The 14,220-nt window shown below is 70.0% G+C and carries 10 protein-coding genes and 1 riboswitch; of the genes, 6 read left to right on the top strand and 4 right to left on the bottom strand.

Going from position 1 to position 14,220, the window contains the following annotated elements; genetic code table 11:
* Positions 1 to 78 precede the first annotated feature (78 nt).
* The gene (locus tag C0J29_RS14175) at positions 79 to 957 is read left to right on the top strand and encodes a bile acid:sodium symporter family protein (RefSeq protein ID WP_065044946.1); all 879 of its coding nucleotides are present in this window, start codon (positions 79 to 81) and stop codon (positions 955 to 957) included.
* On the opposite strand, the gene C0J29_RS14170 is transcribed toward C0J29_RS14175, so the two are convergent.
* Complete coding sequence (locus C0J29_RS14170) at positions 954 to 1,565, bottom strand: DNA-3-methyladenine glycosylase (protein ID WP_120794723.1); 612 nt, start codon at positions 1,563 to 1,565, stop codon at positions 954 to 956. The two genes, C0J29_RS14175 and C0J29_RS14170, sit on opposite strands and share 4 nt — an antisense overlap.
* Before the next feature lie 57 nt (positions 1,566 to 1,622).
* Here C0J29_RS14170 and C0J29_RS14165 point away from each other — a divergent pair, with 57 nt between their 5' ends.
* From C0J29_RS14165 to C0J29_RS14155, 3 genes are read left to right on the top strand one after another with little or no spacing between them, the layout of a single operon-like run.
* Complete coding sequence (locus C0J29_RS14165; RefSeq protein ID WP_120792712.1) at positions 1,623 to 2,375, top strand: ABC transporter ATP-binding protein; 753 nt, start codon at positions 1,623 to 1,625, stop codon at positions 2,373 to 2,375.
* A 2-nt stretch (positions 2,376 to 2,377) separates the two neighbouring features.
* Positions 2,378 to 3,127, top strand: coding sequence for an ABC transporter permease (locus C0J29_RS14160; protein WP_231513401.1), 750 nt, complete (start codon positions 2,378 to 2,380; stop codon positions 3,125 to 3,127).
* Between the two features lies 1 nt (position 3,128).
* A complete protein-coding gene (locus tag C0J29_RS14155) occupies positions 3,129 to 3,737 on the top strand; it encodes a TetR/AcrR family transcriptional regulator (RefSeq protein WP_065161857.1) in 609 nt (202 codons plus the stop codon).
* Here the strand turns inward: C0J29_RS14155 and C0J29_RS14150 are convergent.
* The 3 genes from C0J29_RS14150 to C0J29_RS14140 form a co-directional block, all read right to left on the bottom strand.
* Positions 3,727 to 3,921, bottom strand: coding sequence for a Trm112 family protein (locus C0J29_RS14150; RefSeq protein ID WP_120794722.1), 195 nt, complete (start codon positions 3,919 to 3,921; stop codon positions 3,727 to 3,729). The genes C0J29_RS14155 and C0J29_RS14150 overlap by 11 nt on opposite strands.
* Positions 3,914 to 6,901 carry an acyl-CoA synthetase gene (locus C0J29_RS14145; protein WP_120792711.1) on the bottom strand — a complete coding sequence of 996 codons (2,988 nt, stop codon included), beginning with the start codon at positions 6,899 to 6,901 and terminating at the stop codon, positions 3,914 to 3,916. The genes C0J29_RS14150 and C0J29_RS14145 overlap by 8 nt, the downstream gene beginning before the upstream one ends.
* A gap of 119 nt (positions 6,902 to 7,020) precedes the next feature.
* The gene (locus C0J29_RS14140; RefSeq protein ID WP_120792710.1) at positions 7,021 to 8,682 is read right to left on the bottom strand and encodes a PPE family protein; all 1,662 of its coding nucleotides are present in this window, start codon (positions 8,680 to 8,682) and stop codon (positions 7,021 to 7,023) included.
* 111 nt (positions 8,683 to 8,793) lie between these two features.
* Positions 8,794 to 8,980, bottom strand: a riboswitch (cobalamin riboswitch).
* A gap of 226 nt (positions 8,981 to 9,206) precedes the next feature.
* Between C0J29_RS14140 and C0J29_RS34395 the strand changes: the two genes are divergently transcribed.
* Together C0J29_RS34395 and C0J29_RS14130 are read left to right on the top strand one after the other, a co-directional pair.
* Positions 9,207 to 12,356: a PE family protein gene (locus C0J29_RS34395; protein WP_120792709.1), complete on the top strand. Its 3,150-nt coding sequence runs from the start codon at positions 9,207 to 9,209 to the stop codon at positions 12,354 to 12,356.
* 68 nt (positions 12,357 to 12,424) lie between these two features.
* Positions 12,425 to 14,215 carry an ABC-F family ATP-binding cassette domain-containing protein gene (locus C0J29_RS14130; protein ID WP_120792708.1) on the top strand — a complete coding sequence of 597 codons (1,791 nt, stop codon included), beginning with the start codon at positions 12,425 to 12,427 and terminating at the stop codon, positions 14,213 to 14,215.
* Positions 14,216 to 14,220: the final 5 nt, after the last annotated feature.

Genomic DNA, 14,220 nt, shown 5'->3' with positions numbered 1-14,220 from the left:
CCCGGTACGCGCCGGATGCGTTCAGGCTGATTCCAGCCGGTTGCCCGGACCCGGCCATCGGGTAGTTTGCGGAGGGTTATGGACAACCGCTTGTTCCCGTTGGTCGTGGTGGCGATCATGCTCGCCCTGGGCCTGACGCTCACCGTGGCGGACTTTCGGCGGGCCGCCACGCTGCGCCGCCCACTGCTGGTGGCCCTGCTGTGCCAGTGCGTCCTGCTCCCGCTGCTGTGCCTGCTGGTCGCCGAGGCTCTTGACCTGGAGCCGAACCTGGCGGTCGGGCTGATGTTGATGGCGGCCACGCCCGGTGGGCTGCTCGCCAACGTGCTGAGCCACCTGGCCGACGGGGATCTGGCCCTCAACCTCACGCTGACCGCGGTAAACGCCGTGCTGTCGATCTTCGCGATACCGGCGATCCTGGCGTTGTCGATGACCTGGTTCCTCGGCGACGGCCGCTTCATCCCACTGCAGTTCGACAAGTTCCTCGGGGTGTTCGCGGTGGTGCTGATCCCCACCGCCATCGGCGTGGCGATCCGGCACCGCTTTCCCGATCTCGCGCAGCGACTGCACAAGCCGGTCCGGATCGCCGCCGCGGTGCTGCTGGTGGTCGCCGTGGCGGCGGGAATCGCCGGCGGCCGCACGACGCTGATGAAGAACTTCGGCGTGCTCAGCGTCGCCGTGGTCTCGTTCTGCGCGATCAGCTTGACGGTCGGCTACCTGGCGCCGCGGTGGATGCGGCTGGCCCCCCGCCAGGCCATCGCCGTGAGTCTGGAAATCGGTTTGCACAATGCCGTGGTGGCGATCGGCATCGCCGTGAGCCCGCAACTGCTCAACAATTCCGAAATGGCCACACCCGCGGCGGTATACGGCGTTCTTGCACCGTTGGTGGCGCTGACGTTCCTGTTCGTCGTCCGCCGGCTCGATCCCGTCTATCGGGCGGCGTCCCGCCGCGAAACCTAATCGCTGGCACCCGGGGCCGGCGCCCGCGGACTCCGCCGGTAGGCGGACACCTCCGGCCGCCCCGCCAGCCACAGCCGCCACGGCCGGTCCGCGGCCTGGCTGACCCCCACCCGCGGGCCCGCGGTCGCGGTCAGCGGTGCGCCGAGCTGCAAGGTCACCGGCCCGCGCCGGTCGAACAGGTCGATCCCGTTGTCGTCCATGGTGATTCCCAGTGCCGCGCACAGGTTTCCCGGGCCGCGCGCCAGTGCGCTGCCACGTACCGCCGCCCCGCGCCGGGCCCGCGCCGCGTCGGCACCGTCCTCGATCGCGCACGCCCGCAACAGGACGGCGGCGGCCGTGCCGTCCGGACCGCACGCGACATTGGCGCAGACGTGAATCCCGTGGCTGCGGTAGGTGTAGAGCCGCCCAGGAGGACCGAACATGACGGCGTTTCGATCCCTCATTCCCCGGTAGGAATGTGCCGCGGCATCCGGCCAGGGCCCGTCGGGGACTCCGCCGTATGCCTCCACCTCCACGACCAGCGCCGTGACGCCCCTGGCTCGCAGGGTGGCACCGAGTAGCCGATGGGCGGCCTCGACCGGATCCACCAGCAGCTCAGAAGCGCTCACCGAACCGATTCTGCCGGGCGCTTGACAACCATCGACCATCGGGCGGATATTCATCACATGATGACTTCATCGCATGATGAATTAACCGGCCCGGCCGTCAGCATCGACCACCTGCGGGTCAACCGCGGCAAACGAACTGCGCTGCATGACTTCTCCGTGCAGATCGGCCGGGGCAGCATCACCGGCCTGCTCGGCCCGTCCGGATGCGGCAAGACCACGCTGATGCGCAGCATCGTCGGCACGCAGATCGTGACGGCCGGCACCGTCACCGTGCTGGGCCACCCGGCCGGTTCGGCCGCGTTGCGCCGACGTGTCGGCTACGTGCCACAGGACCCGACCATCTACAACGACCTGCGGGTCGTCGACAACGTCCGCTATTTCGCCGCCCTGTACGGCTACGACGCGGAGGCCGCCGACTACGCCATCGAGCGGGTCGGCATGACCGATCACCGCACCGCATACTGCGGCAACGTGTCCGGCGGCCAGCGCACCCGCGTGTCCCTGGCCTGCGCGCTGGTCTGCGGACCCGAGCTGCTGATCCTCGACGAACCCACCGTCGGCCTGGATCCCGTTCTTCGCGTTGACCTTTGGTCTCAGTTCAGCGAGCTGGCGAAGAGCGGAACCACGCTGCTGGTGTCCAGTCACGTGATGGACGAAGCCAATCACTGCGGTGATCTGTTGCTGATGCGCGAAGGCCGTCTGGTCGCCCACACCACCCCGACCCAACTACGAGAGGACACGTCGTGCACGTCACTGGAGGAAGCGTTTCTGTCCATCATCCGGCGCAGCACCGAGCTCCGAGCCGGCTAGGCATCAAGGGCTTCACCGCCACCACGACGCGAATCCTGCGCCAGCTGGCCGCCGATCACCGCAGTGTGGCGATGATTCTCGTGGTGCCCGTGGTGGTGATCACGTTGATGTACTTCATGTTTCAGAACGTCCCGCACCGCCCCGGCATGCCGACGCCGTTCAACAACACCTGCCTGATCCTGCTGGGGCTCTTCCCGTTGTTCGTCATGTTCATCATCACCTCGATCACCATGCAGCGCGAACGCGCCTCCGGGACCCTGGAACGAATCCTCACCACCCCCCTGCGCCGGCTCGATCTGCTGTTGGCCTACGGCACCGCCTTCTCGGTTGCCGCGGCGGCCCAAGCCGTGGTGGCGTGCGTCGTGTCGTTCTGGTTCCTGGGGTTCCACACCGAGGGAAGTCCGTTGTGGGTCTTCGTGATTGCCGTCATCAACGCGATTCTGGGGGTGGGCCTGGGGTTGTTGTTCAGCGCCTTCGCACGCACCGAATTCCAGGCCGTGCAGTTCATCCCGCTGGTGATGGTTCCGCAGTTGCTACTGGCCGGGGTGATCGTGCCGCGCAGCGCGATGCCGACCTGGCTGCATTGGATCAGCGACGCCATGCCGGCCAGCTATGCCCTCGAGGCGCTACAGCAGGTGGGTGCGCACACCGGACTGACGGCGGTTACCGTGCGTGACATGGTTGTCGTGCTGAGCTTCGCCCTGGCGTCCCTGTGCCTGGCCGCCGTGACACTGCGACGGAGGACCCCCTGACGTGGCCGCCCGGCGTCCGGGACGGCCCGCGGGGAACTCCGACAGCCGGGACCGCATTCTGACCAGTGCCCGAGAGTTGTTCGCGGTCAACGGCTTCGACCGAACCTCGATCCGGGCCGTGGCCAAGGAAGCCGGAGTCGACGCCGCCCTGGTGCACCACTATTTCGGCACCAAGGAGCAATTGTTCGCCGCTGCGATCCACATCCCGATCGACCCGATGCAGGTGATCGGACCGTTGCTGGAAGTCCCGGTCGAAGAACTGGGGCACAAGCTGCCGTCGCTGTTGCTGCCGCTGTGGGACTCCGAACTGGGCGCCGGGCTGATCGCCACGCTGCGCTCGCTGATCTCCGGTGACGACGTAGGACTGGCGCGCTCGTTTCTGCAGGAAATCGTCGGCGGCGCGGTGGGATCGCGCGTCGACCACCCACCGGGAACGGGCAAGCTGCGCACCCAGTTCGTCGCGTCGCAGCTGATGGGCGTGGTGATGGCGCGTTACATCGTCAAGGTTGAGCCGTTCGCGTCGCTGCCCACCGAGCAGATCGTGGAGACCATCGCGCCGAACCTGCAGCGCTACCTCACCGGGGACCTGCCGGACGGCCTCACGCCGTAAGCCGGGAGTGCTCCTCGTCGTCGACGTCACGGGCCTCGTCGACCAGCAGCACCGGGATGCCGTCGTCGATGCGGTAGGCGCGGCGCAGCCTGGGGTTGTAGAGCTCCCGGCCGTCGTTCACCAGCAGAAGCGGGCCGCGGTCGGCCGGGCACACCAGGATGTTCAGCAGGGTGTCGTCAAGCATCGGCATTTACTTGCTTTCCGCTGAGCTCGGCACGGGCCGCCGGGGTCAGCTTGCGAAATTCGTGGGTGGCGGCGTCGAAGTACCATGCCTGACGCCCGGATTTCGGAATCCCGGCCGCCCGCAGGGCGCTGACGGTGGGCCGGAATGTCGCGCTCAGCGTCATCTTAGGCACCACATGCACGATGTCGGGGCCAAGCCCAACCGGCATGCCGTCGATGGCTTCGGTGAGGTCGGCCGCGGTGATCGTCGCGCCGGGCCGCAGCGTCACCGCGGACACCGCCAGCTGCCGGTCACCAACCGAAACCCCGTAGGTCACGGCCAGATCGACCGCGCTGATCAGCCCGAGCGCGTCGACGACCGGTTCCGCGTACACCATGCCCCGCACCGTGCGGATCACCGCGCCGCGGCGCCCGGCCAGCCAGAAGTCGCCGTCTTCGTCGCGGCGGAACAGGTACTCGGTGGAGATCCAGGTGTCGGCCGGAGCGAAGACCCCACGCTTGACCGATGCCGTCGGGTCGATCGGTCCGCGCGACTGGGCGAGCAGGACGCCGATCTGGTTGGTCGCCGCCACCTGCACGAAGCCGTCGTCGTTCTCCAGGATCAGGTCGTTCTCGGGGTCGTACGCGCCGAGTTCAACCCGCCCCGCGCCGGGCAGTGGCCGGCCCTTGCTGCCGACCTTGGCGCCCGAGACGTTGGCGAGCACCGCCTGCCCGTCGGTGGTGGCGAAGAACTCGACGACGTGGGCCGGCGCGAACGCGTCAACGACCCGCTCCCAGAGCCCGGTCGGCATACCCGAACCGATGAACAACCGGACCGGGTGGTTGCCGTGCAGCCCGAACTCCGGGTCGTCCACCACGTCGCGCAGCATGGCCCACGTGTAGGACACCACCGTGACCCCGTACTGGCGGATCTCGGCGACGAACCGGTCCGGGCGCAGGCTGCGGGACAGCGCGATGCGGGTGCCGCCGACCACCGCCCCACCCAGGCTGACCAGCAATGCGGACTCGTGGTGCAGCGGCGTCAGGCAGTACACGGTGTCCTTGCGGTCCAGCGCGGCCGTCGAGGCGGTACCGAACGCCGACAGCGCCCACCGGAAGTTGGTGATCTGCTTGGCGACCAGTTCACCGCCGGCGGCGTTGAACGCGATGAACGCCAGGTCGCGCGCGAATCCGGGGTTGGCGCGGTACCAGGCGGGCAGCTGCACCGCATCGGGGTCGATCTGCTCCATGTCGATGACGTCCGCGTCGTCGGGCAGATGCAGATCACGTGACTCGCCGCCGCCCAGCACCAGAATCTGGCCCGGGAGTTGGCGTGCGGCTTCGAGGTTGGTGGGGTCGGTCAGGATTTCGCTGACTGCCCCGAGCCGGACCTGCGCGGCCAGGTCGACGTCCTCGCGCATCAGCACGGCCACGCCGCCCAGCCGGGACAGCGCGGCGATCGCGACCAGCGCACTGGGCCGGGTGGCCATCAGGACGCCCACCCGGTCGCCCTGGCGCACCCCGACCTCGATCAGTCCGCGGACGACGTTGTTGATGCGCCTGTTGACCGCTTCGTAGGTGTGCACGCGACCGTCGAACAACAGGAACTCGCCCTGGGGGGCGTCATGGGCCTGCTCATCGATGATGCGGCCCAACGAGATTCGGGTGTGGTCGTTGAGCTGTCCCAGCCGCGCCAGCCGCGGCAGGGTGCGTACGGTCTCCACGGCAAGGGTGCGCATGGAGCGGTTGGCCGCGACGACGGCGTCGGCCGCCCCCCGGGCCAGCGCCAGCGCCGCCTCGGACACTTCACCGAGGCCGTGCGCGATGCGGGAGCTGAATGCCACACCGCTGTCGTTGTGCTCCTCGGGTTGCTCGACCATCAGGCTGATGCTGGCCGGCTTGTCGCCGTTGCTGGAGATCCAGCGCACCCACTCGGCGACGGTGGGCCAGCTCTGCAGGGCGGCGCGGGATCCCACCACCAAGCCGAAATGCCCTGTGCGGATCAGACATTCGTACACTTCGGTGTTCGGGGCCGCCCGCCGGATGCCGCGCACGGAGGCGGGCTGGCCGATGTCGTCGACCTCACCGACGAAAGCCAGGATCGGACAGGTGATGTCGGTCAGGGTCACCATCTGACCGTTGATGGCGAATCCGCCCGTCATCATGCGGTTGTGGGCGATGAACTGCTTGAGCAGTTCCGAGATGGCCGGGCCGGACCAGGCGATCCATCCCTCGCGTTCGAGGAACCGGCGCTGCTGTTCCCGCGGCAGCAGTGCCTCGCGGTCGTGCAACTGGCGCACGAAGTCGATGCGGGCCTGGGCCGTCTTGATCGGGTCCATCATCTGAAAACCGGTGCGCGCCATCCAACTTGGGATGTTCAGCCGGTTGAACACGTGGTCGGCCATGAAGTCGGCGACGCCGGCGCCCATGTTCGCCGGGATGCCCATGGGCAATGCGGCCAGGGTGTCGACCGGTGAGCCGAACGCCACAATGCTGGCCAGGTTCTTCGACCGTCGATAGGCCGCGACCTGGTAGCACCACATGCCGCCCTGGGAGTACCCGACCAGGTGCACGTCCTGGCCGGCGGCGTTCCTAACGGTGTCGATGGCCTGATCCAGCGCGACGATGTGGTCGGCCAGGGTGCGCCGCATGCCGCCCTCGACCTTGTCCGGTGACCCGAAGTCGATCACCCACGGGTCCAGCCCGCTGGCATGCAGGATGCCCACCGCGCCGTCTTCCCGGGTGACGTCCCACATGTCGGCCGACATCATCATCGGGTGCACCATCAGCACCGGCGGACCCACCGACGGCTGGCCGGGGCGGTTGTCCGGCGGAAAGTAGCGGCGCAGCTTGTACATCGGCACGCTCTCGACGACCTGGGACGGCGACGGGATGCTGCCGGTTTCCAGACCGCCCAGCCGGAGCACTTCCAGACCGTTCTGAGCGGTGGCTACCAGCCGCTCGACCGGACGCGTGACCATCGAAAAATTGAGATCCACCACTGCTCCTCAATGCTCCTGACGTCGGCCTTGACCAGCGAGGACATCATGGCACATCGGCCTTGACGTGTGGTCTGGGTCACGGTGTTTGCGGCCGGAGGGGCTCGCACGACCAGAGATCCTCACCGCTCGCCGTGCTCGCCTTCCCACGTTCCCGGCAGCATCGGAATCCGCGGCCCGCCACCGAATTCGTGGTCGGCCAGCGTGGTCAGACCCGTTGCACGGGCGCCCCGGCCGGCCGCAGTGCCGGCGAACCCCATGCTCGTCGCGCCCGTTTCCGACGCGGTCACCTCGGGCTCCAAATCCATGTACTCGTAGCCCCGGCCGAGCTGAGCGACCTTCGCCCGCCGGCGCCGAGGCGTGCCCGCCGGTTCCTCGGGAGCCGGCGCGGCGGTGGGCTCCTGCGCGCTGTCGGGGTCCGGCGCCTTCTTCCGTGCAGCCGCTACCGCGGCCTTTCTGGTGACCGAGCCGAGATCACCCACCAGGTAGCCGAAGTTCTCCATACCGGCACCCAGGCCCATGCCGACGCCGGTGCCGGTGAAGGTCGGCGGCGCCGCGGTCGGTGGAAGTGCCGGTGGTGCGGGAGCCGATCCGGTCACCTCAGCCGGCGCCGGCGCGGGTGACGAGGTGGAGGTCGGAACGGACGGGGCGAGGGCAGCAAGCGGCGGGCTGACCGGTGGCGCCACCGGGGGTGCCGGGGGCGCCACCGCCAACGCCGCCAGGCCCTTGATGCCGATCGGGGCCAGCACCGCGCCGGCGGCCAGTGGCACCAACGGCGCGGTCAGCAACGGCACCACCACCGCGAGCAGCACGATGGTCTGCTCGAGCAGCGTCTTGAGCAGCGCGATGGTGTCGGTGATGACCGTGCCGATGATCTCCACGGTGACGAACAGGATGGTGAAACCGATGGTCGTCGGATTGCCCGAGGCGAAAGCCGCCGTGAGATCCAGGGCCACGAACGAGAACATCTGCGACAAGAACAACACGTAGGTGCCGATATCCATCGGGTAACCCAGGGCGAACGCGACGTTGAACGGGCTGAAATAAGTCAGCGGATTGCCGAGGATGACCAGATAGGGATCGAATCCCGAGAACAGCGCCTGGAAGAACGGCAGGTTGGACAACGCGTCGATCAACGGCTGAATGTAGTTGTCGTAGAAGTCGATATAGCCGATGTCCGTCAACCACTGGTAGAAGTCGGTCTGCCGGTCCGGAGGGAGATCGTCGGCGGCCGCCAGTGCGCCGGTGGTGACGATATCCGGCGCTGCGGTGGTCTGTGGCGCGGTGTCCACCACCGCCGTGGCAATGCCCTGATAGGTGGTCATTACGGTGGCGGCCTGGATCCACATCCGCACGTAGTCGGCCTCGTTCAGCGCGATCGGAATCGTGTTGATGCCAAAGAAATTCGTGGCCACCAGCACGGCGTGCGTGACGTGATTGGCGGCCAGTTCCGCCAGCGTGGGCATGGCGGCCAGTGCGGCCGTCCAGGCGGTGGCCGCGGTCTCCTGCCGGGCAGCCATCGCCGCGCTGTCGGCCCCGGCCTGGATCAGCCACCCCAGATACGGCAGGTGGGCGGCCACGTAGGTCTGGGCGGTCGGACCGTCCCAGCCGCCGGCCTGCACGGCCGCCAGCACCGCCGCCAGGTCCTGGGCCGTCTCGGCGTAGGACGTGCTCAGCGAACTCCATGCGGCAGCGGCGGCCAGTAGTGGCCCGGCGCCGGGACCGCTACTGAGTAGCGCCGAATGTACCTCCGGCGGCGCGGCCGCCCAGATCGGGGCGGTCACTGCGCGACCACTTGGCAGGATACGGAAAACGTTGTCCGCGAACAGAAATGACCAAAAACAAACCGGATATGCATCGGACGGCGATCGCTCTCTCGGGGTACACCGCCCCGGGTCGCAGGACGCGATGACGCGAGTATCCTGGCTCTCGGATCGTTGCTCGCCTCGCCTTCCAGCTAATCGCCGTGGCGTATGAGGGTCGCTCCCCGATTACAGTGGCGGGACCGCGCCGGTTTCACACCGGCTTCCTGCATCGTCATTGCCTTACCGGTGCATTGTCGCATCAAGCCAGCCCAACCGATAGCGGACACCGGTGGCCTCGGTCCCCCGAATCAGGCCAAGTCGTGCAATGCAGCGGTTTACGCAATGGGGCCGGCGCAGCACTCCCGCTCGACTGGTTTGTCGGCGCTAGGGCATGGCCGGTTGAGGCCTGCTGGCGGGGCGAATGAGGGCGAAAGTCCCTAGGGGTGGCGGCGCCGTTGCGCGACCGTGTTCGTCGAGGACCCCGATCGGGCGGGAGAATAACGATGTCGTATGTGGTCGCGTCGCACGAAATGTTCTCGGCGGCGGCAACGGATTTGGGCAGTATCGGCTCGTCGCTGAGCGAGGCACATGCGGCTGCGGTCGCCCGAACCACCGGGATAGTGGCCGCGGCCCAGGATGAGGTGTCGGCGGCGATCGCGGCGCTTTTCGGCGGTTACGCCCAGGAATATCAGGCGTTCAGCGCGCAGGCGGCGGCGTTTCACGCCGACTTTGTGCGCACGTTGCAGTCCGGTGCCGCGGCGTATGCGGGCGCCGAAGCCGCCAACGCCGTGCCGCTGTCGGCCCAGTCGATAGCGGATGACCTGCTCGGGCTGATCAACGGTCCCAGCCAGGCGCTGACCGGTCGCCCGCTGTTCGGCGACGGCGCCGACGGGGCGCCCGGCACCGGGCAGAACGGCGGCGAGGGTGGATGGCTGTGGGGCAACGGCGGCAATGGTGGGTCGGGCGCGGCCGGCGGTAACGGCGGCTCCGGCGGGTCCGCTGCCTTTTGGGGTCGCGGCGGCAATGGTGGCGCGGGCGGAACCGGGGTGGCCGGCGGTAGCGGTGGTAACGGAGGTGCCGGCGGCGCCAACGGTCTGATCGGCGGCGGGTTAGGACCGTTCGGCGGCGCTACCGGCGGGTCCGGCGGGGCAGGCGGTGCAGGCGGAGTCGGCGTGGCGGGTGGGCCCGGCGGTAACGGCGGGTCTGGCGGGGCCGGCGGGGCAAATAGTCAGCTGTTGTCGCTGTGGGGTCATGGCGGGGCCGGCGGGGCCGGTGGCGCCGGCGGCGCCGGGGAGGCCGGTACGGACGGATCGGCCGGCGGCATCGGTGCTACCGGTGGGCAGGGTGGAATGGGTGGCGTCGGTGGGGTCGGCGGCGCCAACAAGGCATGGCTGGGCGGCACCGCCGGCGACGGCGGAGCCGGCGGGGCGGGTGGCGCCGGTGGCCTTGGCGGTAACGGCGGCAGCGGCGTCGGGCTCGGCATGGACGGCGGAACCGCGGGCGACGGCGGGATGGGTGGTACTGCCGGTACGGCCGGTGCCGCCGGTGCCGCAGGAGGCCTATTCGGGGCCGCTGGCCACGCGGGCAGCGCAGGCGTCGGCGGCGCCGGCGGCACGGGCGGCGCCGGCGGTGCAGGCGACGCGGGCGCTTCGGGCAGCGATGGCTTTTTCGGCGGCCATGGTGGCCGCGGCGGCGACGGTGGCGCCAGCGTGAGCGGAACCGGCGGCCGGGCCGGGGACGGCGGCGTCGGCGGTGCGGGCGGCGCCGGGGGCGCCGACACCGGCGGCGGCGGGACGGTTGCCCCCGGTGGCGGTGGGGGCGGCACCGGCGGCGACGCAGGATCACCGGGTAGCGGCGTGGTGGCGGGCAGCGGCGGGGTCGGCGGAATGGGTGGCGGCGGCGGCGCCGGCAGCGAAGGCGTGGCCGGCGACGTCGGCGGCACGGGCGGCACGGGCGGTCGCGGCGGCAACGCCACCGGTGCCGCCAGTGTCGGCGGCCATGGCGGCAGCGGCGGCAGGGGCGGCGTCGGCGGTCACGGCGGCACCGGCGGCACCGGCGGTGTCGCGGAGAACTACGGAACCGGAAATGTCACCGGCGGAGACGGCGGTGCTGGCGGGGACGCGGCTGACGGCACCGGCGGCGCCGGTGGCGACGCCGGTTACGCGAACATCTATAACGGCGCCTCTAACAGCACTGCTGCCGGTGGCAACGGTGGGGACGGCGGCGACGGCGGCACCGGCGGGCGCGGCGGCAACGGTGCTAATGCGTTCACGCGAGGATTTGGACACCTCACCGCCGGCACCGGCGGAGACGGCGGCACCGGCACCGTCGGCTACGGCGGCAGTGGTGGTGGCGGCGGCGGCGCGGAAATCCAGAACAACGCCTCTACGGTCACCCTCGTCGGCGGTTCCGGTGGGCACGGCGGCGATGCCACCGGCCCCACCGGAACCGGCGGGTACGGCGGGGCCGGCGGCTTCGCGGACACCTCCGGAACCGGTGACGCCATCGGCGGCACCCCCGGTGCCGGCGGCACCGGTTTCAACGGCGGCGGCGGCGGCCGTGGCGGTGAAGCGGTTGTCGCGGGAACCGGACACGCGTACGGCGCCAACGGCGCGAACGGCAGCAACGGCAACGGCGGGGTTGGCGGGGCCGGCGGCCCCGGCGGCGACAGCGTCAGCGTCTCGGCGGGTTCAGCCACTGGCGGAAATGGCGGGGCCGGCGGCGACGGCACCACCGGCGGCGACGGCGGGTGGGGCGGAGAGGCGTACTCACCGGGAACCGGACATGTCACCCCCGGCGCCGGCGGGGCGGGCGGTGACGGGACGACCGGTAACGGCGGTACCGGCGGTGACGGCGGTCGCGCGTACATCGAGAGCACCACCTCTACGGCTGACGCCGTAGGCGGGCTCGGCGGCGCCGGCGGCAGCGCCACAAGCGGCACTGGCGGTTCGGGCGGGTGGGGCGGTCACGCGGTCAACTACGGCACCGGAGACGCCATCGGCGGCACCCCCGGAGCCGGCGGCACCGGCCATAACGGCGGCGCCGGTGGCCGCGGCGGTAACGCCTTCAACTACGGAACCGGAGACGCCATCGGTGGCGACGGCGTGCACGGCACGGACGGCGCCGGCGGAACCGGTGGCATTGGCGGCAGCGGTGGCGCCGGGTGGGTCCGGAACAGCACCTCTGCGGCCACCGCCGCCGGCGGCGATGCCGGGACCGGCGGTGGCGGCACCAACGGCGGGGAAGGCGGCAGCGGTGGCTATGCGTTCACCGCTGGAACCGGAAACGCCATCGCCGGAACCGGAGGAGCCGGCGGCGACGGCACCACCGGTTACGGCGGCGACGGCGGGTGGGGCGGTACCGCGGAGATCGAGAACACCGCATCGACGGCGGGCGCCACCGGGGGCTTCGGCGGCCGGGGCGGCAACGCCACCGGCACCGGCACCGGCGGAAATGGCGGGCTCGGCGGCACGGCCTACAACTACGGGACCGGAGCCTCAATCGGCGGCGACGGCGGCGACGGCGGCACCGACGGCGCAGCCGGCGGCTTCGGCGGCAATGGCGGTGACGCGCTCGCAGCTGTTCTGGCCCATGCCGTCGCCGGGGGCGGCGGGATACCCGGAGGGCTGCCCGGCACCACCGGACAGCTGTGACCGGCCAGATCGACCTCACTGAGGTGACGAGCCAGTCCATGCGGTAGCAAGCCGGTAGCCTCAGCCCAGTGGCACACCTGCTCGGAGCCGAGGCCGTACACCTGGCATACCCGACCCAGGTGGTCTTCGAATCGGTCACCCTGGGCGTCAACGACGGCGCGCGCATCGGAATCGTCGGCCGAAACGGCGACGGCAAGTCCAGCCTGCTGGGCCTGCTCACCGGCCAGCTCACGCCGGACTCGGGACGGGTCACCCAGCGCAGCGGGCTGCGGGTGAGCGCACTGGCCCAGGCGGACACCCTGGATCCCGAACACACCGTCGGCTGGTCGCTGGTCGGTGACCAACCCGAGCATCAGTGGGCCGGCGACGGCCGGGTGCGTGACGTGGTGGCCGGACTGGTCTCCGATATCCCCTGGGATGCAATGGTTTCCACGCTCAGCGGAGGCCAGCGCCGGCGGGTGCAGCTGGCCCAGTTGCTGATCGGCGAGTGGGACGTGATCGCCCTCGACGAACCCACCAACCACCTCGACATCGAGGGGATCACCTGGCTGGCGGGTCATCTCAAGCAGCGCTGGGCCCGCAGCAGCGGCGGTCTGCTGGTGGTCACCCACGACCGCTGGTTCCTGGACGAGGTGGCGACCACGACGTGGGAAGTGCATGACGGCGTCGTCGAACCCTTCGAAGGCGGCTATGCCGCGTATGTGCTGCAGCGGGTGGAGCGGGACCGCCAGGCCGCGGCGTCGGAGGCCAAGCGGCAGAACCTGATGCGCAAGGAGCTGGCCTGGTTACGCCGCGGCGCCCCGGCGCGAACCTCCAAACCCAAGTTCCGCATCGAGGCCGCCAACCAATTGATCGCCGACGTCCCGCCGCTGCGCAACACCGTCGAGCTGGCCAAGCTCGCGACCGCCCGGCTGGGCAAGGACGTGATCGACCTGTTGGACGTCTCGGTCTGTTACGACGGGCGCCCGGTGCTCCGCGATGTCGAGTGGCGCATCGCCCCGGGCGAACGCACCGGGATCGTCGGAGCCAACGGCGCCGGCAAATCCACCCTGCTGGGGTTGCTGGCCGGCACCGTGCAACCCGACAGCGGGCGCGTCAAGCGCGGCAAGACCGTCCGCCTTGCGGTGCTGGATCAGCAGGGTGACGAGCTGACCTCGATGGCCGGCGAGCGCATCGCCGACGTGCTCGGTAGGTTGCAGAGCGGCTATGAGGTCGAGGGCCGCGAGATGACCCCGACGCAGTTGCTGGAGCGGCTGGGCTTCGGCTCCGGGCAGCTCTCGGCGCGCGTCGGGGAGCTGTCCGGCGGTCAGCGCCGACGCCTGCAGTTGATGCTCACGCTGCTCTCGCAACCGAACGTGCTGCTGCTCGACGAGCCCACCAACGATGTCGACACCGACATGCTGACGGCCACCGAGGACCTGCTGGATTCCTGGGCGGGCACCCTGATCGTCGTCTCGCACGACCGCTACCTGCTCGAACGCGTCACCGATCAGCAGTACGCGATCGTGGACGGCCGGTTGCGGCACCTCCCGGGCGGCATCGACGAGTACCTGGCCCTGGCTCGTCAGTCGCCCGCCAAGCCTCCCCGGCCGTCACCGCAGCCGTCCGGGGCGGCACCGGTCGCGCACCAGTCGATGTCGGGGGGACAACGCCGGGCCGCCGAGAAGGAACTGGCCTCCGTCGACCGCCAATTGGCCCGCCTCGCCGCCCGGATCGAAGCCAAGCACATCGAGCTGGCCGAACACGATCAATCCGATCATGTCGGAATCACGCTCCTGACAAGGGAATTGCGCGGTCTGGAGGACGAAGTCGGCACCCTCGAGGCGCAGTGGCTGGAATTGTCGGAGGCGCTGGAATGAAGCCG

Origin of the sequence: Mycobacterium paragordonae, from assembly GCF_003614435.1 — a bacterium.
In the GTDB taxonomy this organism is placed as follows: domain Bacteria; phylum Actinomycetota; class Actinomycetes; order Mycobacteriales; family Mycobacteriaceae; genus Mycobacterium; species Mycobacterium paragordonae.
Note: the sequence above shows the minus strand (reverse complement) of the source record. Positions and strands in the feature narration are given on the sequence as shown.